At 67.5% G+C, this 17,535-nt stretch carries 15 protein-coding genes and 3 pseudogenes; 4 read left to right on the top strand and 14 right to left on the bottom strand.

All coding sequences use genetic code 11. The annotated features are described in order from the left end of the window. The 7 genes from IPG97_12195 to IPG97_12165 all read right to left on the bottom strand — a co-directional run. A partial coding sequence (locus IPG97_12195) for a hypothetical protein (GenBank protein ID MBK6857273.1) occupies window positions 1-186 on the bottom strand: 186 nt, incomplete at its 3' end. Between the two features lie 410 nt (window positions 187-596). After that, complete coding sequence (locus IPG97_12190; GenBank protein MBK6857272.1) at window positions 597-884, bottom strand: glycosyltransferase; 288 nt, start codon at window positions 882-884, stop codon at window positions 597-599. Further along, window positions 872-1,090, bottom strand: coding sequence for a hypothetical protein (locus IPG97_12185; GenBank protein ID MBK6857271.1), 219 nt, complete (start codon window positions 1,088-1,090; stop codon window positions 872-874). Before IPG97_12185 ends, IPG97_12190 begins: the two co-directional genes overlap by 13 nt. Before the next feature lie 131 nt (window positions 1,091-1,221). After that, the gene (locus IPG97_12180; GenBank protein ID MBK6857270.1) at window positions 1,222-1,410 is read right to left on the bottom strand and encodes a hypothetical protein; all 189 of its coding nucleotides are present in this window, start codon (window positions 1,408-1,410) and stop codon (window positions 1,222-1,224) included. A 121-nt stretch (window positions 1,411-1,531) separates the two neighbouring features. After that, window positions 1,532-2,065 carry a hypothetical protein gene (locus IPG97_12175; protein MBK6857269.1) on the bottom strand — a complete coding sequence of 178 codons (534 nt, stop codon included), beginning with the start codon at window positions 2,063-2,065 and terminating at the stop codon, window positions 1,532-1,534. Continuing rightward, window positions 2,049-3,074, bottom strand: a complete 1,026-nt coding sequence (locus IPG97_12170; protein ID MBK6857268.1) for a glycosyltransferase — start codon at window positions 3,072-3,074, stop codon at window positions 2,049-2,051. The genes IPG97_12175 and IPG97_12170 overlap by 17 nt, the downstream gene beginning before the upstream one ends. Before the next feature lie 46 nt (window positions 3,075-3,120). Then, a complete protein-coding gene (locus IPG97_12165) occupies window positions 3,121-3,357 on the bottom strand; it encodes a hypothetical protein (protein MBK6857267.1) in 237 nt (78 codons plus the stop codon). A gap of 301 nt (window positions 3,358-3,658) precedes the next feature. On the opposite strand from IPG97_12165, the pseudogene IPG97_12160 reads away from it, so the two are divergent. Next, window positions 3,659-4,601 (top strand): annotated as a pseudogene (locus IPG97_12160) (NAD-dependent epimerase/dehydratase family protein). Window positions 4,602-4,644: 43 nt separating this feature from the next. Here IPG97_12160 and IPG97_12155 read toward each other — a convergent pair. The 5 genes and pseudogenes from IPG97_12155 to IPG97_12135 form a co-directional block, all read right to left on the bottom strand. Beyond that, window positions 4,645-5,657: pseudogene (locus IPG97_12155) on the bottom strand (SDR family oxidoreductase). Beyond that, a complete protein-coding gene (locus IPG97_12150; GenBank protein ID MBK6857266.1) occupies window positions 5,584-6,858 on the bottom strand; it encodes a UDP-glucose/GDP-mannose dehydrogenase family protein in 1,275 nt (424 codons plus the stop codon). Before IPG97_12150 ends, IPG97_12155 begins: the two are co-directional and overlap by 74 nt. 140 nt (window positions 6,859-6,998) lie before the next feature. Next, window positions 6,999-8,546 (bottom strand): LCP family protein, encoded by a 1,548-nt coding sequence (locus tag IPG97_12145; protein ID MBK6857265.1) that lies wholly within the window; start codon window positions 8,544-8,546, stop codon window positions 6,999-7,001. A 62-nt stretch (window positions 8,547-8,608) separates the two neighbouring features. Next, window positions 8,609-9,775, bottom strand: coding sequence for an acyl-CoA dehydrogenase family protein (locus IPG97_12140; protein MBK6857264.1), 1,167 nt, complete (start codon window positions 9,773-9,775; stop codon window positions 8,609-8,611). Window positions 9,776-9,789: 14 nt separating this feature from the next. Then, window positions 9,790-10,847, bottom strand: a pseudogene (locus tag IPG97_12135) (IS110 family transposase). Window positions 10,848-11,097: 250 nt separating this feature from the next. Here IPG97_12135 and IPG97_12130 point away from each other — a divergent pair. The 3 genes from IPG97_12130 to IPG97_12120 all read left to right on the top strand — a co-directional run bounded on the left by IPG97_12130 (window position 11,098) and on the right by IPG97_12120 (window position 14,726). Beyond that, window positions 11,098-12,108, top strand: coding sequence for a chorismate-binding protein (locus IPG97_12130; GenBank protein MBK6857263.1), 1,011 nt, complete (start codon window positions 11,098-11,100; stop codon window positions 12,106-12,108). Window positions 12,109-12,461: 353 nt separating this feature from the next. Further along, window positions 12,462-13,784: a hypothetical protein gene (locus tag IPG97_12125; GenBank protein ID MBK6857262.1), complete on the top strand. Its 1,323-nt coding sequence runs from the start codon at window positions 12,462-12,464 to the stop codon at window positions 13,782-13,784. A gap of 117 nt (window positions 13,785-13,901) precedes the next feature. Continuing rightward, window positions 13,902-14,726, top strand: coding sequence for an aminotransferase class IV family protein (locus IPG97_12120; GenBank protein ID MBK6857261.1), 825 nt, complete (start codon window positions 13,902-13,904; stop codon window positions 14,724-14,726). Window positions 14,727-14,870: 144 nt separating this feature from the next. On the opposite strand, the gene IPG97_12115 is transcribed toward IPG97_12120, so the two are convergent. Both IPG97_12115 and IPG97_12110 read right to left on the bottom strand, forming a co-directional pair. Further along, the gene (locus tag IPG97_12115) at window positions 14,871-16,133 is read right to left on the bottom strand and encodes a hypothetical protein (GenBank protein MBK6857260.1); all 1,263 of its coding nucleotides are present in this window, start codon (window positions 16,131-16,133) and stop codon (window positions 14,871-14,873) included. Beyond that, window positions 16,120-17,526: a hypothetical protein gene (locus IPG97_12110; GenBank protein ID MBK6857259.1), complete on the bottom strand. Its 1,407-nt coding sequence runs from the start codon at window positions 17,524-17,526 to the stop codon at window positions 16,120-16,122. The genes IPG97_12115 and IPG97_12110 overlap by 14 nt, the downstream gene beginning before the upstream one ends. Between the last annotated feature and the right edge of the window lie 9 nt (window positions 17,527-17,535).

Below are 17,535 nucleotides of genomic sequence, written 5' to 3'. Positions count from 1 at the left end.
GAGGTCGGCCTCGGGGCGGATGTCGGAGAAGCCTGATCGCAGGATCTGGTCGGGCTTGCCGGTCTGGCTGGTGAGTGGTTCCTTCCATCGAGCCATCACCAACTCGGTGGGCTTGCCGCCACACAGGTGGTCCCACCGGCCTTGTAGACCTTGCTGTCGTGGGGGTTTGAAGCCGGTGTCGGTCACAACAAGACCGACCTGATCGAAAAACTTGCGCCCATGCGGGCGCCCCCACCAGCGGCAGAGACCGAGAACGGGTGGATGTGGATCAACGCCCCACCGGCATGTGGGCATGGATCCCGAGTACGTCGGCCCCGGATGTCGGAGAAGGGACCCAACTCCTTCCCACGTCATCGTTCATTTATGGCGGGGGTGGCAGTTAAATGGTCGTACGTCGACCCATCAGCCAGCTGCCGTGGGCGGTGTGGTGTTGTCGCCGGTGCCGATGTTCTGGCATCGGGCATAGGCGACCACACCGGATCCCAGCCGCGACCAGGGCGGCGATCAGTACCGGAAGTACCAGTTGGCGCCCTTTTTCTTGAGGTGTTACTGTTCCTGCCGCGATGCGGCCACCTTCTTGGCCGAGGAGGACGAGGTCATAGACCGGCCACGCTAGACGGCCGAACCCCACCTCCCGAGTCAGCGCTGCAGTTCTCGTCGAACAGTGCCTTATAGGCCTGAGCCACCGCAGCCGGGGATGCCCAACCCTCCACGAATTCCCGGCCTCGTTCGCCCATGGCCCGGGCTTCGGCCGGGTTCTGGACCAGTTGGCCGATGGCCTTGGTGAAGGCTTCGGGGTCCCCTGGCGTGCAAACTGTGATCCCGGCCCCGGCCGCATCGACTGTAAGTTGGCCACCTTCGGTGCCAGGGTCTACCGAGGCCACCACCGCCTCCCGGCCGCCAGGATCGTGTACAGCTTGGACGGCACGCTGGAGCGGGCTGCCAGCCTGAGCGGAACCAGATGGATGTCGGCGGTTGCCGCCACCAGGCAAGCGATCCTTGGGGGCCATGTCCACGAACCCGACGCGTTGTCGAGTCCGGCCGCCGCCTTCCAGTCGCTACGAACCGCCACCAAGCTGATCACGAACACCAATGCAAGTCGGTCGTGAGCACAGGCGGCCGCGCCAGCACCTTGGGTCGAGACTGGGAGAACCCGACGTTGCCCGCACATCACCACCGTTCCTTCAAGGCAGAGACCGTGTTCGGCGCGGTAGGCGTTCTCTACGTTCCAAGTGGCCTGATCCAGTCGGTATCTGCGAAGTTGGGGATCACCTTCACCTTGGCACCGTCGCCGGCCTGGCCTCGCCTTCCGGCGATCTTGGCTCGCACGTTCGCAGCCAGGTCGTCGGACAACACGGTGACGGCGTCGGAGCGCAGGTAGGTCTCGTTCCAGCCAGGAGGCCACCGCAATCACCCGAGGATCGGTGGCAAATCCCCCAACTCGACGGCAACGTCGGGGAACGCATCTTGGATGTTGAACACGAACGGCACTCGGTGGATTTCTGGGCCGCGCCACCCGCCAAACCCAAGGTCAGCGGCGGGGACATGGCCAAGACCGGTCGGGCCGGGCGGGACTCACGATGGCAGGCCAGGCCATGCCCAGCCCGGCGAAACCGGCGGCTGAGGGCGCGGGCCGGGGATGTTGCGCTTGTCGGTGGGGAACGGTGGACAGGGTGATCCTCCCCACGGGTGTCCTCGTGACGGACCAGCTGACCTTCCCAGCCGGGCTCAATGGCGTGTTGGACGTACCAGGGCAGGAGGTCACCACACTGATCCGGTGTCCTCGTTGCGCCAACTGCTCGACGATCTGGGTCATCACCTCGCCGGTCGGAGCGAGATCCTGGAGCGAAGTGGGGGCATTGCGGCCAGAAGGTTCACCGCCCACCATCCTCCGCCCATGGCACCGGCCCGAAGGTATCCGGCGGCCAGCATCGGCGGTCCGATCCCAGGTAAGCGTGGCGGCCCGGGCCTTGGCCGCCGTGGACAGGCGGTGCTGCAATGCCGGATCGTCGAGCACATCGGCCACGGTCCTGGCCCAGGCGTCGACGTCACCGGGGTCGACCAACAGGCCTCCCGAGCCCACCACCCATGGCAGAGCCGTGGCATCGGCGGCCACCAGCGGGCGGGATGGTCAGCACCGATGGGGTCCGGGCCGACAATGGACCGGGTGGGACCACTCCCCCGGCGTGGTGGACCAGGTCGACACCGTGACGTTCCAGTGCTCGGGGAAGCCACGTCGCCTCCCGCGCCACCCGTTCAGCCCGGGAGTGACCGTCGGTATCGGCAGCCGCCACCACCGGATACCTCGCCGCCAGATCGGGGTGCGCTTCGGCGAACTGACGCAGGGCGAACAGGGTGACCTGAATCGGAGGTCCGACCTCAGAGGATCGATCTCCCCCGTCGGTGAGAGCGTTGAGAGCGCACCGTGTACTCCTCGCTTCCGCCCACACGCCCGGACCAACCACAGCAGGTTCACCGACGTGCAACGGAGCAGACGACATGTCGGTCACGGTGCCACTCGGCGTGACCGCCGCGGTCAGGCCGCGGTGCGAGACCAGGTGAACTGCTCGCTCGTTCCCGTCCCGGCTCATCCGATCGGCTCGCCGGATCGTGAGCACCGCCTCCAATGCGACCCCAATGGCCGACGGATCCAGCGGGTCAGCCAGGATCCCAGCGTCGCCGGCAACCTCCTCGGTGGCGGTGCCTCGGGATGTGACCACGGGAGCACCATGGGCCATGGCGTCGAGGACAGGCATACCGAATCCTTCTCGGATGCTGGGGAAGCAGAACACCGCGGCACCGGCGTACAGCGGCAGGAGGTCGCTGGGAGGCAGGGAAGCCGAGGGCGGCACACCGATCCCGGACCCGTCGAGAACGGCAAGACGAGCATCGAGGTCCTCGTTCCAGCCTTCGGGCCCGGCGATCACCAGGTCGATGTCACGGCCGGCCAGGCCGGCCACCGCGGCGATCACACCACTCAGGTTCTTGCGGGGTTCGATGGTGCCCACGAACAGCACGTATGGCCGGTTAAGACCCAACCGGTCCCGCATGGCCCCGATCTCGACTTCAGACACCGGGTGTGCCTCGACTCCCCAGGGGATCACCCGGATCCATCCAGGGTCAAAGCCAGCCAACCGACATTCTGGCCGCGGCCTTCGGAGGAACCAGGACCAGGCGGGCATGGCGACGGGCCAGTTCGGTCCCCCTTCGGAAGAACCGGTTGCCGTGGCGGGTGACCAGCGATGGATCGGCGAGGAAGGCGAGGTCGTGGATGGTCATGACCAACGGGGCCTTGCCCGGCGGGACCGCCACGGCGGTGGCATGGATGACGTCGACCGGTCCGGTGGCCCGTTCCACCGGTGGCCATCGGCGCGTGCCAGGCCTCGTAGAGCGCCAGACGGGGCAACGGCGCAGGTGACGCACCTCGACCCCCCGCTCGAAGGCGCCAACTGGAGGACCGTCGTGACGGCGGCCACCCCCCCCACGTCCACGTCGTCTCGGAGGCTCAAGGCGGACACGGTGCCCAGGATGGACGTGGCGGTGCCCCAGGAACCCGGTGCCAGCACTGCTCGAGGTGACGGCCACGCGCTAGCTCGTTCCACGATCCGATTCTGACCGGAACCGGGCACTGGAGGTGACACCGGTACGATGCGCACCCATGACCAGCCACTGGACCGACCGCCGTGTGCTCGTGACCGGCGGCGCCGGGTTCCTGGGCCGAGCCGTCGTGGCCCGCCTGAGGCATCAGGAGCCGAGGTGACCGTGCCTCGCAGCGCCGAGGTCGGTCTGCGGGACCGACGGGCCTGGCCGAGCTCTTCTCCCGGATCCGACGGTGGTCATCCACCTGGCCGCCCGAGTTGGCGGCATCGGCTACAACCAGGTCCACCCGGCCAGGCTGTACCTGGACAACCTACTGATGGGCACCTACGTGGTGGAAGAGGCCCGCGCACGACGTGGACAAGACGGTCCTGGTCGGCACCGTGCTCCTACCCCAAAGAGCCGCCCGTACCGTTCCACGAGGGAATCGTTGTGGAACGGCTTCCCGAGGAGACCAACGCCCCTGACGGATCGCCAAGCTCGCCCAGCTCGTGCACGCCCAGACCGCCCGCGAGCAGTACGGCCAGCAGGTCATCTACCCGATCCCCACCAACCTCTACGGACCGGGGACAAATTCAACCCCGCCGTCAGCCACGTGATCCCCGCCCTGATCAAGTGCGTGGAAGCGGTTGAGACCGGCGCCGACCACATCGAGCTATGGGGAACGGGGTCGGCCAGTCGGGAGTTCCTCTACGTCGACGACGCCGCCCGCGGCATCGTGTTGGCGTCCGAACACTACGACGACCCCGACCCGGTCAACCTCGGCACCGACCACGAGATGCCCATCCGTGAGCTGGTGACCCACGTGGCCAAGGCCACCGGCTTCGACGGCGAGATCCGCTGGGATTCCTCCAAACCCGACGGTCAGCCACGCCGGCATCGACAACCACCGGGCCCGTGAACGATTCGGGTTCCAGGCCGAGACCTCCTTCGCCGACGGACTCACCGAGACCGTGGCCTGGTACCGCTCACATCGGGCCGAAGCCGAGGCCCGGGTCGACTGACCTACGCCGCCACCCCGCTCGGCTTCACCGATGGCGAGGCCGATCAGATGCCCAACACGGTCCGGAAGTAGGCGGTGGTGCGTTCAATGCCCTCTCGAAGCTGGATGGTGGGTTCCCAGCCCAGTTCAGCTCGGGCCAAGGAGATGTCGGGCTGGCGCTGGGTCGGGTCGTCCACCGGAAGCGGTTCGAACACCAGGGGGGAAGCCGAACCGGTCACATCCAGCACCGTCTCGGCCAACTGGAGTATCGAGTACTCAACCGGGTTGCCGATGTTGACCGGACCTGTGATCGACCCGTCGAGCAGGGCCAGGAACCCCCGCACCTCATCGTCGACGTAGGTGAAGCTGCGGCTCTGGCTCCCGTCACCGAACACGGTGATGGGCTCACCCCGCAGGGCCTGAACGATGAAGTTGGACACGGCCCGCCCGTCATCTGGGCGCATCTGAGGCCGAACGTGTTGAAGATGCGCACGATCCGCACGTCGAGGTCGTGATGACGGTGGTAGGCCATGGTCATGGCCTCGGCGAAGCGCTTGGCTTCGTCGTACACCCCTCGAGGGCCAATGGGATTGACGTTGCCCCAGTAGTCCTCGGGTTGGGGATGTACCAGCGGGTCGCCGTACACCTCGCTGGTGGAGGCCAAGAAGAAGCGGGCGTCCTTGGCCTTGGCCAATCCCAGCGCGTTGTGGGTTCCGAGGCTGCCCACCTTGAGGATCTGGATCGGTATGCGTTCGAAGTCGGCCGGTGATGCCGGGCTGGCGAAGTGGAGAACGGCGTCTACCGCGCCCGGCACCCAGATGAACGTGCTGACATCGTGTTGCACGAAGGTGAACCCCGGACGGGCGAACAGCGCTTCGATGTTGGCGATCGACCCGGTGATCAGGTTGTCGATGCACACCACCTCGTCCCCTCGCTCCAAGAGGCGAGTACAGAGGTGGGACCCCAGGAATCCGGCGCCGCCGGTGACTACGACCCGACCCACGTCAGCTCCGGCCGATGCCCTCGTAGTCGAAACCGCGCCGTTGCAGGGCACCGCGGTCCAACAGGTTGCGGGCATCCACCACCCTGGGACTGACCATGGCACCCAACACCTTGTCGAAGTCGACCCAGCGGAAGTCGTCCCATTCTGTGAGCACGACCAGCGCCGCAGCCGCCTCGACCGCGCCATAGGCATCGGCGGCCAGGGAGATGCCGGCCAACCGCTGATCGGTTTCGCCCTGGGCTACCTCCACCGCGGGGTCGAAGGCCTGGACCGTGGCCCCGCGCTCCAACAGTCGACGAACCACCTGGAGGGACGGGGAGTCCCGAAGGTCGTCGGTACGAGCCTTGAAGGTGAGCCCCCAGACCGCCACGGTGACGCCGCTCAGCGAACCGCCGACCATGCGCTCGACCTTGTCGGCCACCCGTTCAAACTGCTCCTCGTTGACGGTGATGACGCCCTTGAGCAGATCGAAGTCGTAGCCCGCATCCTCGGCGATTCGTACCAGCGCCCGTGAGTCCTTGGGGAAGCAGGAACCACCCCAGCCTGGGCCCGGACGCAGGAAGGCGTCGCCGATCCGCTTGTCGTAGCCCATGCCCAACACGACGTCGTTGACGTCGGCACCCACCGCTTCACACACCGCGGCGATGGCGTTGACGAAGCTGATCTTGGTGGCCAGGAAGGCGTTCGATGCGTACTTGATGGTCTCCGCCGAAGCCGGATCGGTGACCTGGAGCGGGGCGGGAAGGCCCAGGTAGAGGCCAGCGACGCGGATGGCAGCGCTCTGGTCATCGGCGCCGATCACGACCCGGTCGGGGTGCAAGAAGTCGTGCACCGCGGACCCTTCACGCAAAAACTCGGGGTTCGAGACGACGGCCACGTCGGATCGTCCGAGCGCCTGCTCGACCACCCGGGTCGATCCGACCGGAACCGTGGACTTGTTGATCACCACCGACTCTGGCCGTAGGTGGGGTCCGATCTCGGCAGCGGCCGCCTGGATGTAGGAGAGATCGGCCGATCCGTCCTCGCCCTGGGGTGTGGGAACGCACAGGTAGATGAACTCGGCCTCGGCCACGGCCGGCGCCGCACCGAGCACGAACGACAGCAAACCGGAATGGAGACCTTCGTGGACCAACTCGTCGAGGCCGGCCTCGAGGATCGGAACCTCTCCCTTGCTCAGGGCTTCGACCTTGGCCGGCACCACGTCGGCGCACACCACGCGATGGCCGAGGTGAGCCAGGCAAGCACCGGTGGTGAGACCCACGTATCCGGTTCCGATCACGGCGACGTTGCTACCCACGGGTGAACCTCAGATTCGACGACACGAGACGGCGAACTCTACTTCCCCCCACCTGCTGCCCCCCGATGCGGGCCCGGCTCTGGCGGCGGTTCACGAGGCGTGCGGTTTGGATGTCGAGGTCAGCCGCAGGACTCACCCGGAGGCGGAGCACCGGGAAGGTAGGCACGGCCTTCGCCGGCCGGTCCGATGCCTTCGACCAACGGGATCGACACCTGGGGTTCCTCATCCTCGTCGTCGGCTTCACCTGACCGGTCAACGGTGGTGGAGGTGGTGGACGTGGTCGAGGTGGTCGTCGAGGTCGTCGACGTTGTGGTGGAGACCGACTCGGCCGGTCGAGGTGAATCGAGCACCCCCACCAGTTCGGGTCCGGTGACCACCGTTATCTCAGAGATCTCCGGATCTGGTATCAGGCGAGGTTCGGCGTCGAGGTATCGGGCCACCAGATGAGCCTGGGCATCGGCTCCGGGCGGATAGCGGACCTCGGTGACCCACACCGGCTCGGTCGAGTCAGGGCTGGCCACCTGGAAGCCGACCGCTTCGAAGCGGTCGGTGATGTCGGAGGCCTGGTCTTGTACACCCGTCCCGTTCCACACCCGGACCGTCACCGTCGACGGAAGGATCTCCACCTCTCCGGTGGCCCCTGTTCCCCGGAACTGGGCCAACACCGGCTCGGAGGCAACCTCGTCGAGCTCGAGTACGTCGGCACCACCCCGGAACACCTCACGGACGATGAGGGAGGATTGACCAAGCTTGTCGGGATCGAACCTCTGGAACGCCCGACCCAGGGTGATCAGATCGGCGGCAGTGGTGTAGGGATCCAGCGTGATGTGCTCCACCCCGGTGTCGACCATCTTGGACAGGACCACCGGGTTGCGGGCGCCCTTGGAGATGGCACGGTGCATGACCCGACGCAGGAAGTCCTGCTGGCGACGCATCCGGCCGTAGTCCGATGCTCCGTCGCTACGCCACCGGCCCTTGGCGTCTTTGTATTCGAAGTATCGGCTGCGGGCGTAGCTGAGCGACCCGTTGCGGTCGAGGTTGGTGCATCCGGCGTTCTCGACCAACAGTCCCGAGTGCTTGTCTCGCACCGGCGTCGGGAACCAGATCGGCACACCACCGATGATGTCGACCAGGCTCTTGAACCCGGCGAAGTTCACCTGCACGTAGTGGTTGATGTTGATGCCGAAGTTGGCTTCGATCGTCTTGATCAGCAGGCCCGGATTGCCGTCGCCGTAGGTGAGAGCGGCGTTGATCCGCGTCGTTCCCTTGCCGGGGATCTTGACCAAGAGGTCCCGGGGGAACGAGAGCACCTTGACGTCGAGGTTGGCCGGATCGACCCGCACCACCATGATCGTGTCCGAGCGCACCGAGCCCTGGGTCACCCGGTCCCGGCCGTTGGTGACCGGGTCGTCATCGGCCAAGCCCTCGTCGTCGTCCACACCCACGATCAGGAAGTTCTGAGGCTCACCGGGCGGCAACTGATCGGCCGGGGTCAGTTCACTGCGACCTATGTCGTTGCTTCGTTGGACGTTGGCCACCGTCCGCTTGGCCATGGCGATGGCACCGGCTCCGGCCAACGCCATCACGATGGCCACCACGTTGAGGCTGATCAGGAGGCGCTGGGGCCAGGTGCGCCGGGCCCGACGCCCGGCAGTTCGGCTGGACACGGGCTGCCACGCTACCAGCGACCCCATCGCGCCTTACGGTCACCCCCCATTGCCCCCGAAGCTCACGCGACCGGAAGTCCCAGCCCTCGAGCGATCACCAGTCGTTGGATCTCGGAGGTTCCCTCACCGATCTCGAGGATCTTGGCGTCGCGGTATTGGCGGGCGACGAGGGTCTCGTCCATGAAGCCGTACCCGCCGAACACCTGGGTGGCCATGCGGGTGGCGCTCACCGCGGATTCGGTGGCGTACAGCTTGGCGATGGCCGCTTCCTGCTTGAACGGTCGCCCCTGATCTTTCAACCACGCCGCCCGATACGTGAGCGTGCGGGCCGTCTCGACCATCACCGCCAGGTCCGAACACATGAAGGCCACGGCCTGGTTGGAGCCGATGGCGCGCCCGAAGGCGTTCCGTTCGTTGGCATAGCGGACGCTCTCCTCCAGGCAGCACTGGATGACCCCCACGGCCAGCGCGGCGATGGCCACCCGGCCGTCATCGAGGATGCTGAGGAAGTTGGCAAAACCCCGGCCCTTCTCGCCCAGAACGTTGGCCTCGGGCACCCGGCAGTCGGCGAAGGCCAGCCCGTGGGTGTCCGAAGCGTGCCAACCCATCTTGCGGTACGGCGGTTGGACCTCGAAGCCATCGGTCCCGGCCGGGACCACGATGGCGCTGATCTCGGGCTTCCCACCGCCGCCTGGGGAATCGGTGCGGGCGGTGATGGTGACGATCGAGGTGATGTCGGTTCCGGAGTTGGTGATGAACGCCTTCTCGCCGTTGATCACCCACTCGCGGGTGGTCTCGTCAAGGACGGCGCGCGTACGAGTACCGCCGGCATCGCTGCCGGCGTCGGGCTCGGTCAGCCCGAATCCTCCCAGCGCCCGTCCGGCGCAGAGGTCCGGCAACCACCGCTCACGCTGTTCGTCGGTGCCGAACTGGAAGATCGGGTTGGCGCCGAGCCCCACCCCCGCCTCGAGGGTGATGGCCAGCGACTGGTCGACGCGAGCGATCTCCTCGATGGCCACGCACAACGTGAGGAAATCGCTTCCCGAACCCCCGTATTCCTCAGGGAAGGGCAGGCCGAACAGGCCCAGCTCCCCCATCTGGGTCACCACCTCGACTGGGAAGCGGTGGTCGCGGTCCCATTCCTCGGCCTTGGGGGCGATGACCCGGTCGGCGAAGTCACGCACCACGGATCGGAACTGTTCGGTCTCGGCGGGCAGGTCGAAGTTCATGGTTTGCTCCTATGTCAAGCGGCGGCCGCGAGCAAGTCGGCGGGTGCCGTTTGGGCGGGTTGGGCGTCGGCGAGCAAGGCTCGGTAGACGACGTCGGAGAGACGTCGTTTGAGGGCTCGGAGCGCTTCGGTCTTGGTGTTGTGGTGATCGGTCAGGCGCCGGTCGATGTAGGCAATGGCGTCGTCGTGACAGCGGGCCTGAGTGATCGCGATGCGGTGGATGGCCGCGTTGAGTTGGCGGTTCCCGGTGCGAGACAGGCGGTGGCGTTCGCGGTTGCCGGACCAGACGGGCAGGGGTGCGGTGCCGTTGTGGCGGGCGTACGCGCCCTTGTGCTTGAACCGGCGAACGTCTGCGGTCTCCGCGACGATCTTGGCGGCGGTGAGCAGCCGACCCCGGCGAGGGCGAGCAGGGTCGGGGCGAGCTTGTTGACGATGCCGGTGATCCCGCGCCCGAGGGCGTGCGTCGCACGGTCAGGTGCCGGGCGTGCTCGACGATCTCGGCTGCGATGCGAGCAACCGGACCATCGAAACTCGTCAGCCGGGCAGCGATCGCGCCGAGGTTCTTGTAGGACGAGCGATCGAGCGGGCGGATCCCAGGACGCGCCGAGCTCGTGGAGATGCCAGCGAAGCCTGTTGAGGCAACGGGTCCGCTCCGCCACCAGGTCCTCGCGGTGGTCGACCAGCAGTCGCAGTTCCCGGGCAGGACCATCGAGCTGCGCAACGGGAAGATCCGGGTTGCGCAACGCGGCGTGAGCGACGGCGAGCGCGCCGATCGGGTCAGACTTGCCGTAGGTGCGGGCTGCGTCGCGAGCGTGGGCCATCAACTTGGGTGGCACCCGAACGATCCGCTCGCCCGCGGCGAGCATGTCCGACTCGAGACGGCGCGAGAGGTGCCGGCAGTCTTCGACCGCCCACTGCCGTTCGGGGCCGAACCGGTCAGCCCACCGGATGATCTCCAGGTGGTCGTCGCTGGTCGTTGCGGTCGTGGTCTTGGTGCCGAGCTGGCATCCGACGTCGTCGACCGCGACGACGGTATGGGTGCGCTTGTGCGCATCGATTCCGAGGGTGATCATGGGGCTCTGGTCGCCTTTCACGTTGGTGATCCGGACCAGAACCGGTCGGTGGGCACACCTCAGTGGGGGCGATGCCACGCTCCTATCAAGCCACGCCGGCCGGTTCTGCGCCTGGGAGCCGGCACAAAGCATGCTGCCCACGAAGGACACCGAGCGTAGGAGCCAAGCTCCCGGGCAGAGACCAGAGTGACACTGATGGGAGCGTACGGACATCGCCACCTACGCTCCGACCATGTCTTCCCCGGTCGAGATGGCCACGCCGCTGGCCGTGGTGGGAGACCGTCTGCTCACCGGGCTCCGTGACGTCACCGACGACCTGGAGGCCCTGGACAGCTCGGGGTTCTGGGCGGTGGTCCTGCCCTTCGAGGGCGAGCCCGTCTGCGCCCGGTTCGACCACATCCGCCCGGCCCGCCCGTGGCGCGGCGCCCGCTGGGTTGGGGTGGATCCCAACTCCTGGACCTCCTCGCTCGACCGAGGCGAGTTCGAGTCCCGGGTCACCGAGATCCGCTCGGCCATCGGACGTGGCGACGTCTACCAGGTGAACCTGACCAGAATGCTGAGCGCACCGTTACCGGCAGGAGCCGACGTGGCGGCTCTGGGCGCGGCGTTGGCCCAGGGAAACCCGGCTCCGTTCTCGGCGGTGGTGCGGATCCCGTCCCATGACGTCCATGTCGCCTCCGCATCACCGGAGCGGTTTCTCGAACGAGATGGGGACCGCATCTGGTCGTCACCGATCAAGGGCACGGCCGCCACCGCCGCTCAGATGCTGCCCAAGGACCGAGCCGAGAACGTGATGATCGTGGACCTAGTCCGCAATGACCTGGGCCGGGTTTGCGACTGGGGAACCATCGACGTGCCCTCGCTGTGCTCGATCGAATCCCATCCGGGGTTGGTCCACCTGGTGTCGACCGTCACCGGCAGGCTGAAGGAGGGGTCGGGCTGGTCCGACGCTATAGGCGCAACCTTCCCGCCCGGCTCGGTGACCGGAGCACCCAAGGTCTCGGCATTGACCCACATCTCGGCGCTGGAGACCTGCTCCCGCCAGATCTACTGCGGGGCCGTCGGTTGGGTGGACGCCGATGCCCGTCGTGGTGCACTCAACGTGGCCATCCGAACCTTCTGGTTCGACCATGGGATGATCCGGTTCGGAACCGGCGGTGGCATCACCTGGGATTCGGACCCCCATGGCAAATGGTTGGAGACCGAACTCAAGGCCAGACGCCTCCTGCGGGTGGCTGCTGGCAGCGCGGAGGCCAGGTAACCATGGCATCGATGTCTGGGCCCGAGTCACCCGCAGAGTCGCTGCCTCGCTGGCTGCGCCCGACCGTCACCCCTGCCGTGCATCGTGGGGTGGCTTCTTCCTGCTCGGAGTCGTCCAACTCCCCGGACCTGGCTCCCCAACGGTGACTGGGCGGTGGCCGAACTGGTGATCCGCCACAATCGAGGATGGTGCCGCTGTCGGGCCCCTACCGGCCCAGCGCGGCTACAACCATCCCTTGCCGTTGGTGTACGCCATCCAATGGCTCCCGTATCACCTGCTCGACAACGTTCGTCGGCGGGCCTGGCTACCACTCTTTGGGGAACGGGGCGTGGCTGGCCTTCTTGGTGTGGTTCATGGCCCGGCTCCGGGTGCCGTGGCTGGGCCTGGCTGCCGCCGCATCGGTGGTGATCATGGCAACCCGCACTCCCTCGGCCAGCCTGTTGATGCCGTGGAACCCGACCCTGGCCGTGGTGCCTGCTGTGGTCCTGGTGTTCGTGGCCTGGCGGGTGGCCCTGGGCAGCGGTCGCCTCCTCCCTTTGGCAGCCGCGCTGGCAGTGTGGTGCATCGGTGCCCACCTGGGGTTCGCTCCCTTCGTTCTACCGGTGGTGGGGCTGGCCGGGCTGGGCTTGGCCTTCACCACCGTCCGCACCCGAGGCCGCCCTGGCCTGGTGGCGTTGTGGCGACCGCTGGCGGCTGCGATGGCGGTGGGCCTGGTGCTCTTGTCGCCGATGCTGGTTGACGCGGCTCGCAACGGACGAGATTCCAACCCGGTCCACATCGTCGAACGGGGCCGGCTCGACGAGTCCGCAGCACGCGTACCGCGCTCGGAGTTGGCCAAGGTGCTCCGGGCTGAGTTGTCGATACCTCCAGCATGGGCGATCACCGAGCCGCCCTATGACTTCATGCTGATCGAGCGGATGCCGCGGCTTGCATGGGGGCTGGTGTTCGGAGCGTTCGCCACCGCCGCCGCGGCCCGACGTCGAGCCTGGCCGGAGGTCGTTGGCATGGGCCTGGCCCTGGCCGGGTTGGCCGGGGCGATCCTCGGGCTGGCCAACATCGAGGCGGGCGCGATCCAACCCTGGTACCTCCTCCCCGCCCACGCTGCCAGCATCGCCTTCTTCTCATTCGCCACGTGGTCGGCGGGCCGGACGCTGGCCGTCGGGGTCGAGCGGGCCGGCGCTACCGGGCGGGTGAGGCCGGTGCTAGCCGGCCAGCGCCGACCGACCTTGGCCCCCACCGTCATGGCGATCTCGGCCGTTGTGGTTCTCGCCCTGGCCGCCCGGACACTCCGGACCGACCTCCTCACCATCGACACCGACGGTCCGGTGGCGGCGTTGACCCAGGCCGCGGTCGACGCCTTGCCACCAGAAGCCCCGGTCCTTCTGGCGGGACCCATCGACTTCGACGGCTTCTACACCGCGGCGCTGGCCCTTTCCTTGGACCGGGCCGGGTTCGATGTCCGGGTTCCAGATGCCCAGCTCTACCTGTTCACCCCCACCATGGGAGCCCCATCAGACTTCGATCCGATACGGCTGGTCGTGGTCCTCAGCCAAGGCCCGACGCCGCCGCCAGAACCGGGGGCGACGCTCGTGGCCGAGTCCCCGATCGACACGATGCTCTACGCCAATGCCGACCGGATCTCGCTCTGGCAGGCCGCCCCACCGTCAGCCCCGTAGGCTGCCCCCAGGTCTTGGTGGAAAGCCGACCCACAGTCGGGGACTCACCGTTGTGGCCTGCTCTCGTCTCGATGCCCACGGCGCCGGGGGACGACCACCGCTGGGGGGTGGCATCAGATGACCAAACGAGTGTGGATGGATGATCGCCTGGTCCCGGCCGACCAGGCCACGGTCGACGTGACCGACCGGGGCTGGTTGCTCGGCCACGGAGTGTTCGAGACGGTCCGTATCGACGGGGGCATACCCTTTGGATTGTCCCGCCACCTCCAGCGCCTGCGCCGGTCCGCGGCAATCGCTGCCATCGATCTGCGCTGGGACGACGACGCACTGCACGGAGCCGTCAAAGCCACCACCGATGCCGCCGTCTCCGACCTAGGGGTCTTCGACGGGCGTCTGCGGGTCACGGTGACGGCTGGCCCCGAGGGCGGCTCCCCCACCTTGTTGATCACCGCCATGGTGGGCCCACTTCCGACCGGCCCGGCCGCTGTCGTCCTCTCCCCTTGGTCGGTAAACGAGCATGGTCCCCTGGTGGGGGCCAAGACCACCTCACGCCTCGACTACACGCTGGCGTTGCACGAGGCCCGCAACCGGGGTGCCGACGAGGCGGTGCTGGTGAACACCGCCGGTCACCTAGTGGAGGCCTCGGCATCGAACCTGTTCTTGGTGGTGGCCGGACGCCTGTCTACCCCGGCACTGTCAACCGGGTGCCTTCCGGGGGTCACGCGTGACCTGGTCATGGAGTCGAGCGAGGTCGCCGAACGCGACGACCTGACCATCGACGACCTTCGCTTCGCCCCTGAGGCCTTCCTCACCTCCACCACTCGCGGGGTTCAGCCCATCTCGACGGTGGACGGAGGACCGCTCCGATCCGTACCCGGCCCCCTGACCCGTTCGGCCGCCGTGACCTTGGACACCCTGCGGGCAACCAACCCAAACCCATAAGGGTCCTAGCGGATAGGTCCGGTCGTCGTCGCTGCGAGGGTGATCAGACCGAGGCTTCGCCTCGGTTTAGCCATGCCGTATTTATGGGTCGGCTCGCCTATTCGCTCGCCTCCTAAGGGTCCTGGCGGATAGGTCCGGTCAAGGTCAGATCAGGGCAGCACGGAACTGTTGGGAGCGGGTCTCCCAGTTGCCGATCCGGGCCGGGGTGGGTGCCGCTGGTGAGAAGAGGATCACACCTTCGGATCCGGAACGCTCCAAGGCAATCGCCGTAGCTTCGGCAACCGACTCGGCGGCACCGATCAGGTCCAACCCGCACCGCCGGGCCAGGTCCGAGCCGGTGTCGGCCAGCGCTACTCCTTCCAGGCGCCCCTGGGGCCAGAGGGCCACCTCGGCGGCCAACGGGGTGGCGTCGACGTTGCGATCCACACCACCAACCAGAACGATGGTGGGTCGCCCAACCTTGCGCAGCCAGGCCAGCGCCGCGGCGGTGGCGGTGGGGTTGGAGGCCAAGGCATCATCCAGGCACAACAGGCCAGGCGGACACGGGCACGGGTCGAGACGTCCAGGCATGCTCGATGCCGCCGCTTCCAGAACCGCCTCGGGGGTGGGGGTGGGACCCCCCAGGCGGTGAACCACCTCGACAGCCAGCGCCGCGTTGGCCACCCGGTGGGGTGGAAGTTCCAACGGGCCGGTCGGGGTGGGGACCACCACCGCATCGATACCCATCTCGGCAAGGGCCCCGCGCGCCGAGGGCGACGATTCGGCCACCAACGCGGACCCAACGGTGCCGCCTTCGTTGCGGAACAGGCGGAGCTTGTCGGCCCGATAGCGGTCCACTCCGCCATGCCAGCTCAGGTGGTCCTCGGCCATGTGGGTGAGCACGCCCAAGTCGGGAACATGGTGGAGGTCTGAGGCCTGGTAGCTGGAAACCTCCAGTACCGCCACCGGGGCCTTGCGGTCCCACCGGTCGCTGAACACCGGTGGCCCCAGGTTGCCAGCCACCCCCACCCGGATCCCGTGGGTGGCAGCCAGCGGTGCGACCAGCGCGGTGACCGTGGACTTCCCCTTGGTGCCGGTGACGCCGACGACGGTGCGAGCCGAACCGTGTGTTCCCATCCACAGGTCCAGCGGTGTGGTCATTGACGCCCCGGTACCGAGGGCCTCCACCAAGGGAGCCTGATAGCGCGGAAAGCCCGGGGATCGTACGAACACCTCACCCCAGCGAGCCGCCTCATCCAACGTCGCCATCATCTCTGGACCGATCAAAGGGTCGAGCACCTCGACTCGATCCTCCACCACCCTTACGTCAGCCGGGCCGGCGGCCAGGACCGGGCCAATGGTGGAGGCGACGTCTTCTCCCAACCCGAGCAGTACAACCCGGCGGCCGGTCAGCTCACCTAGGTGCACGGTCGGCCTCCGATGCCATCGCCAGCGCCCGGTCGATGTCGGCGACCAGGTCCCGGACCCGGTCCCGGTAGTCGGGGGGCAATCCCTGGACCGAGTCGATCCTCAGGAAGTCTCCGGCTCGACGGTCATCGGCATCGAGCAACGCCTGTGCCTCGGTTCCCAGCGCCGAGATCACCGTCTGCCCCGACCAGCGGGACTGCGACGCCAGGATCGTCACCGCCGCCGCTGACTCGTGACGCTCGCCGACGCAGTCGAACGGCTTGGCATCGGACCAAAGTTCCCGCACCGGCTCCACGTGGTCGACGCGGTCCAACAGGTCACCGCCGTACTGGGCCGCGATGTCGGTTGGGCTCGACGCTGGCGCCAACATCAGGGCGGTGAACAAGCACTTGGCGCATTCACCGCAGGCCTTCTGGCTGCGACTCGCTTCGTTCTCGTTCCACACCGTGAACACGCGGTTGCACGACACGATGTGAGGGGCCAGTCCTCGGGCCGCGACCGCGGCGCCGATGGCCAGTTCCGTAAGTGGGCGCAGGAGCGAGAACCACCGGACCCCGCTGGCCTCGAAGGCGGTGCTCAACAACCGCTCGGCTTCGGAGGACTTGGACCACTGGTGGTTGACCGCCACGCCGTTCCCGTCGATGAGGCTGGGCTCGTCAGCGGAGCGCTCGATGCCCATCACGACGTCGGGGGCACCGATGGCCACCGCGGTGAGGACCGCCACGGCCGAGGTCACCGCTGTGACCGGGACGTGGCCGTTGGTGGCCCCGGCGGCCACCAGATCTCGCAACCGCGGGTCGAGGCGTCGGGTGACGCCGAGCATCGGGCGACCCAACGCCTCGGCCAAGTGGTGTTGAGCGCCCACCGGGTTGACGGCGAAGAGCTGCCCGTCGGGGACCAGCGAGGCGACCAGCGCCGAGTCCTTACCCCCTCCGACGGGCACCAGCGCCGGGGCCGAGCCGACCTCGGGCTCTTGGGCCGGCTCTCCGGTGAAGGTGACGGAAAGGTCTCCAGCTTCCTCGCGTAGGTCCACGGGGACGGGTACGACGATGGCGTTGCGAAAGGCCAGTTCTCGCAGCCCCTGGTCATAGACCCCCGCCAACAACCGCCTTTCGGGATCGCTGAGAACGGGCACCACCAGCGGGCTGGGAACGATGCACTTGTAGTACGAGACTCCGGCGAGGAGGTGGAGGTGCCGCACCGCCGATCGGGACCGGACCGTGTCGGCCAACGGCACCGGTAGCTCGACCTCTTCCACCAGGTCCACCGGCCCCGAGGCCGACGACAGCCGGTAGGGCAGGCGTATCAGGGCGCGCCCGTCTCGGTTGTGGACCGACGGGGCCAGCAGCACGAAAGGGCCGTCAAGGGGGGGCTGGGGCACCGGTTCGGTCACCGGATAGGT

The sequence above is a fragment of the Microthrixaceae bacterium genome (assembly GCA_016702505.1).
Taxonomy (GTDB): domain Bacteria; phylum Actinomycetota; class Acidimicrobiia; order Acidimicrobiales; family Iamiaceae; genus Aquihabitans.
Note: the sequence above shows the minus strand (reverse complement) of the source record. Positions and strands in the feature narration are given on the sequence as shown.

What these genes read in the sequence shown, in the direction of transcription:
- IPG97_12140 (MBK6857264.1), bottom strand. Translation starts at nt 9,775, where the DNA reads ATGAACTTCGACCTGCCCGCCGAGACCGAACAGTTCCGATCCGTGGTG.
- IPG97_12130 (MBK6857263.1), top strand. Translation starts at nt 11,098, where the DNA reads ATGGCCACGCCGCTGGCCGTGGTGGGAGACCGTCTGCTCACCGGGCTC.
- IPG97_12125 (MBK6857262.1), top strand. Translation starts at nt 12,462, where the DNA reads ATGGCCCGGCTCCGGGTGCCGTGGCTGGGCCTGGCTGCCGCCGCATCG.
- IPG97_12120 (MBK6857261.1), top strand. Translation starts at nt 13,902, where the DNA reads ATGACCAAACGAGTGTGGATGGATGATCGCCTGGTCCCGGCCGACCAG.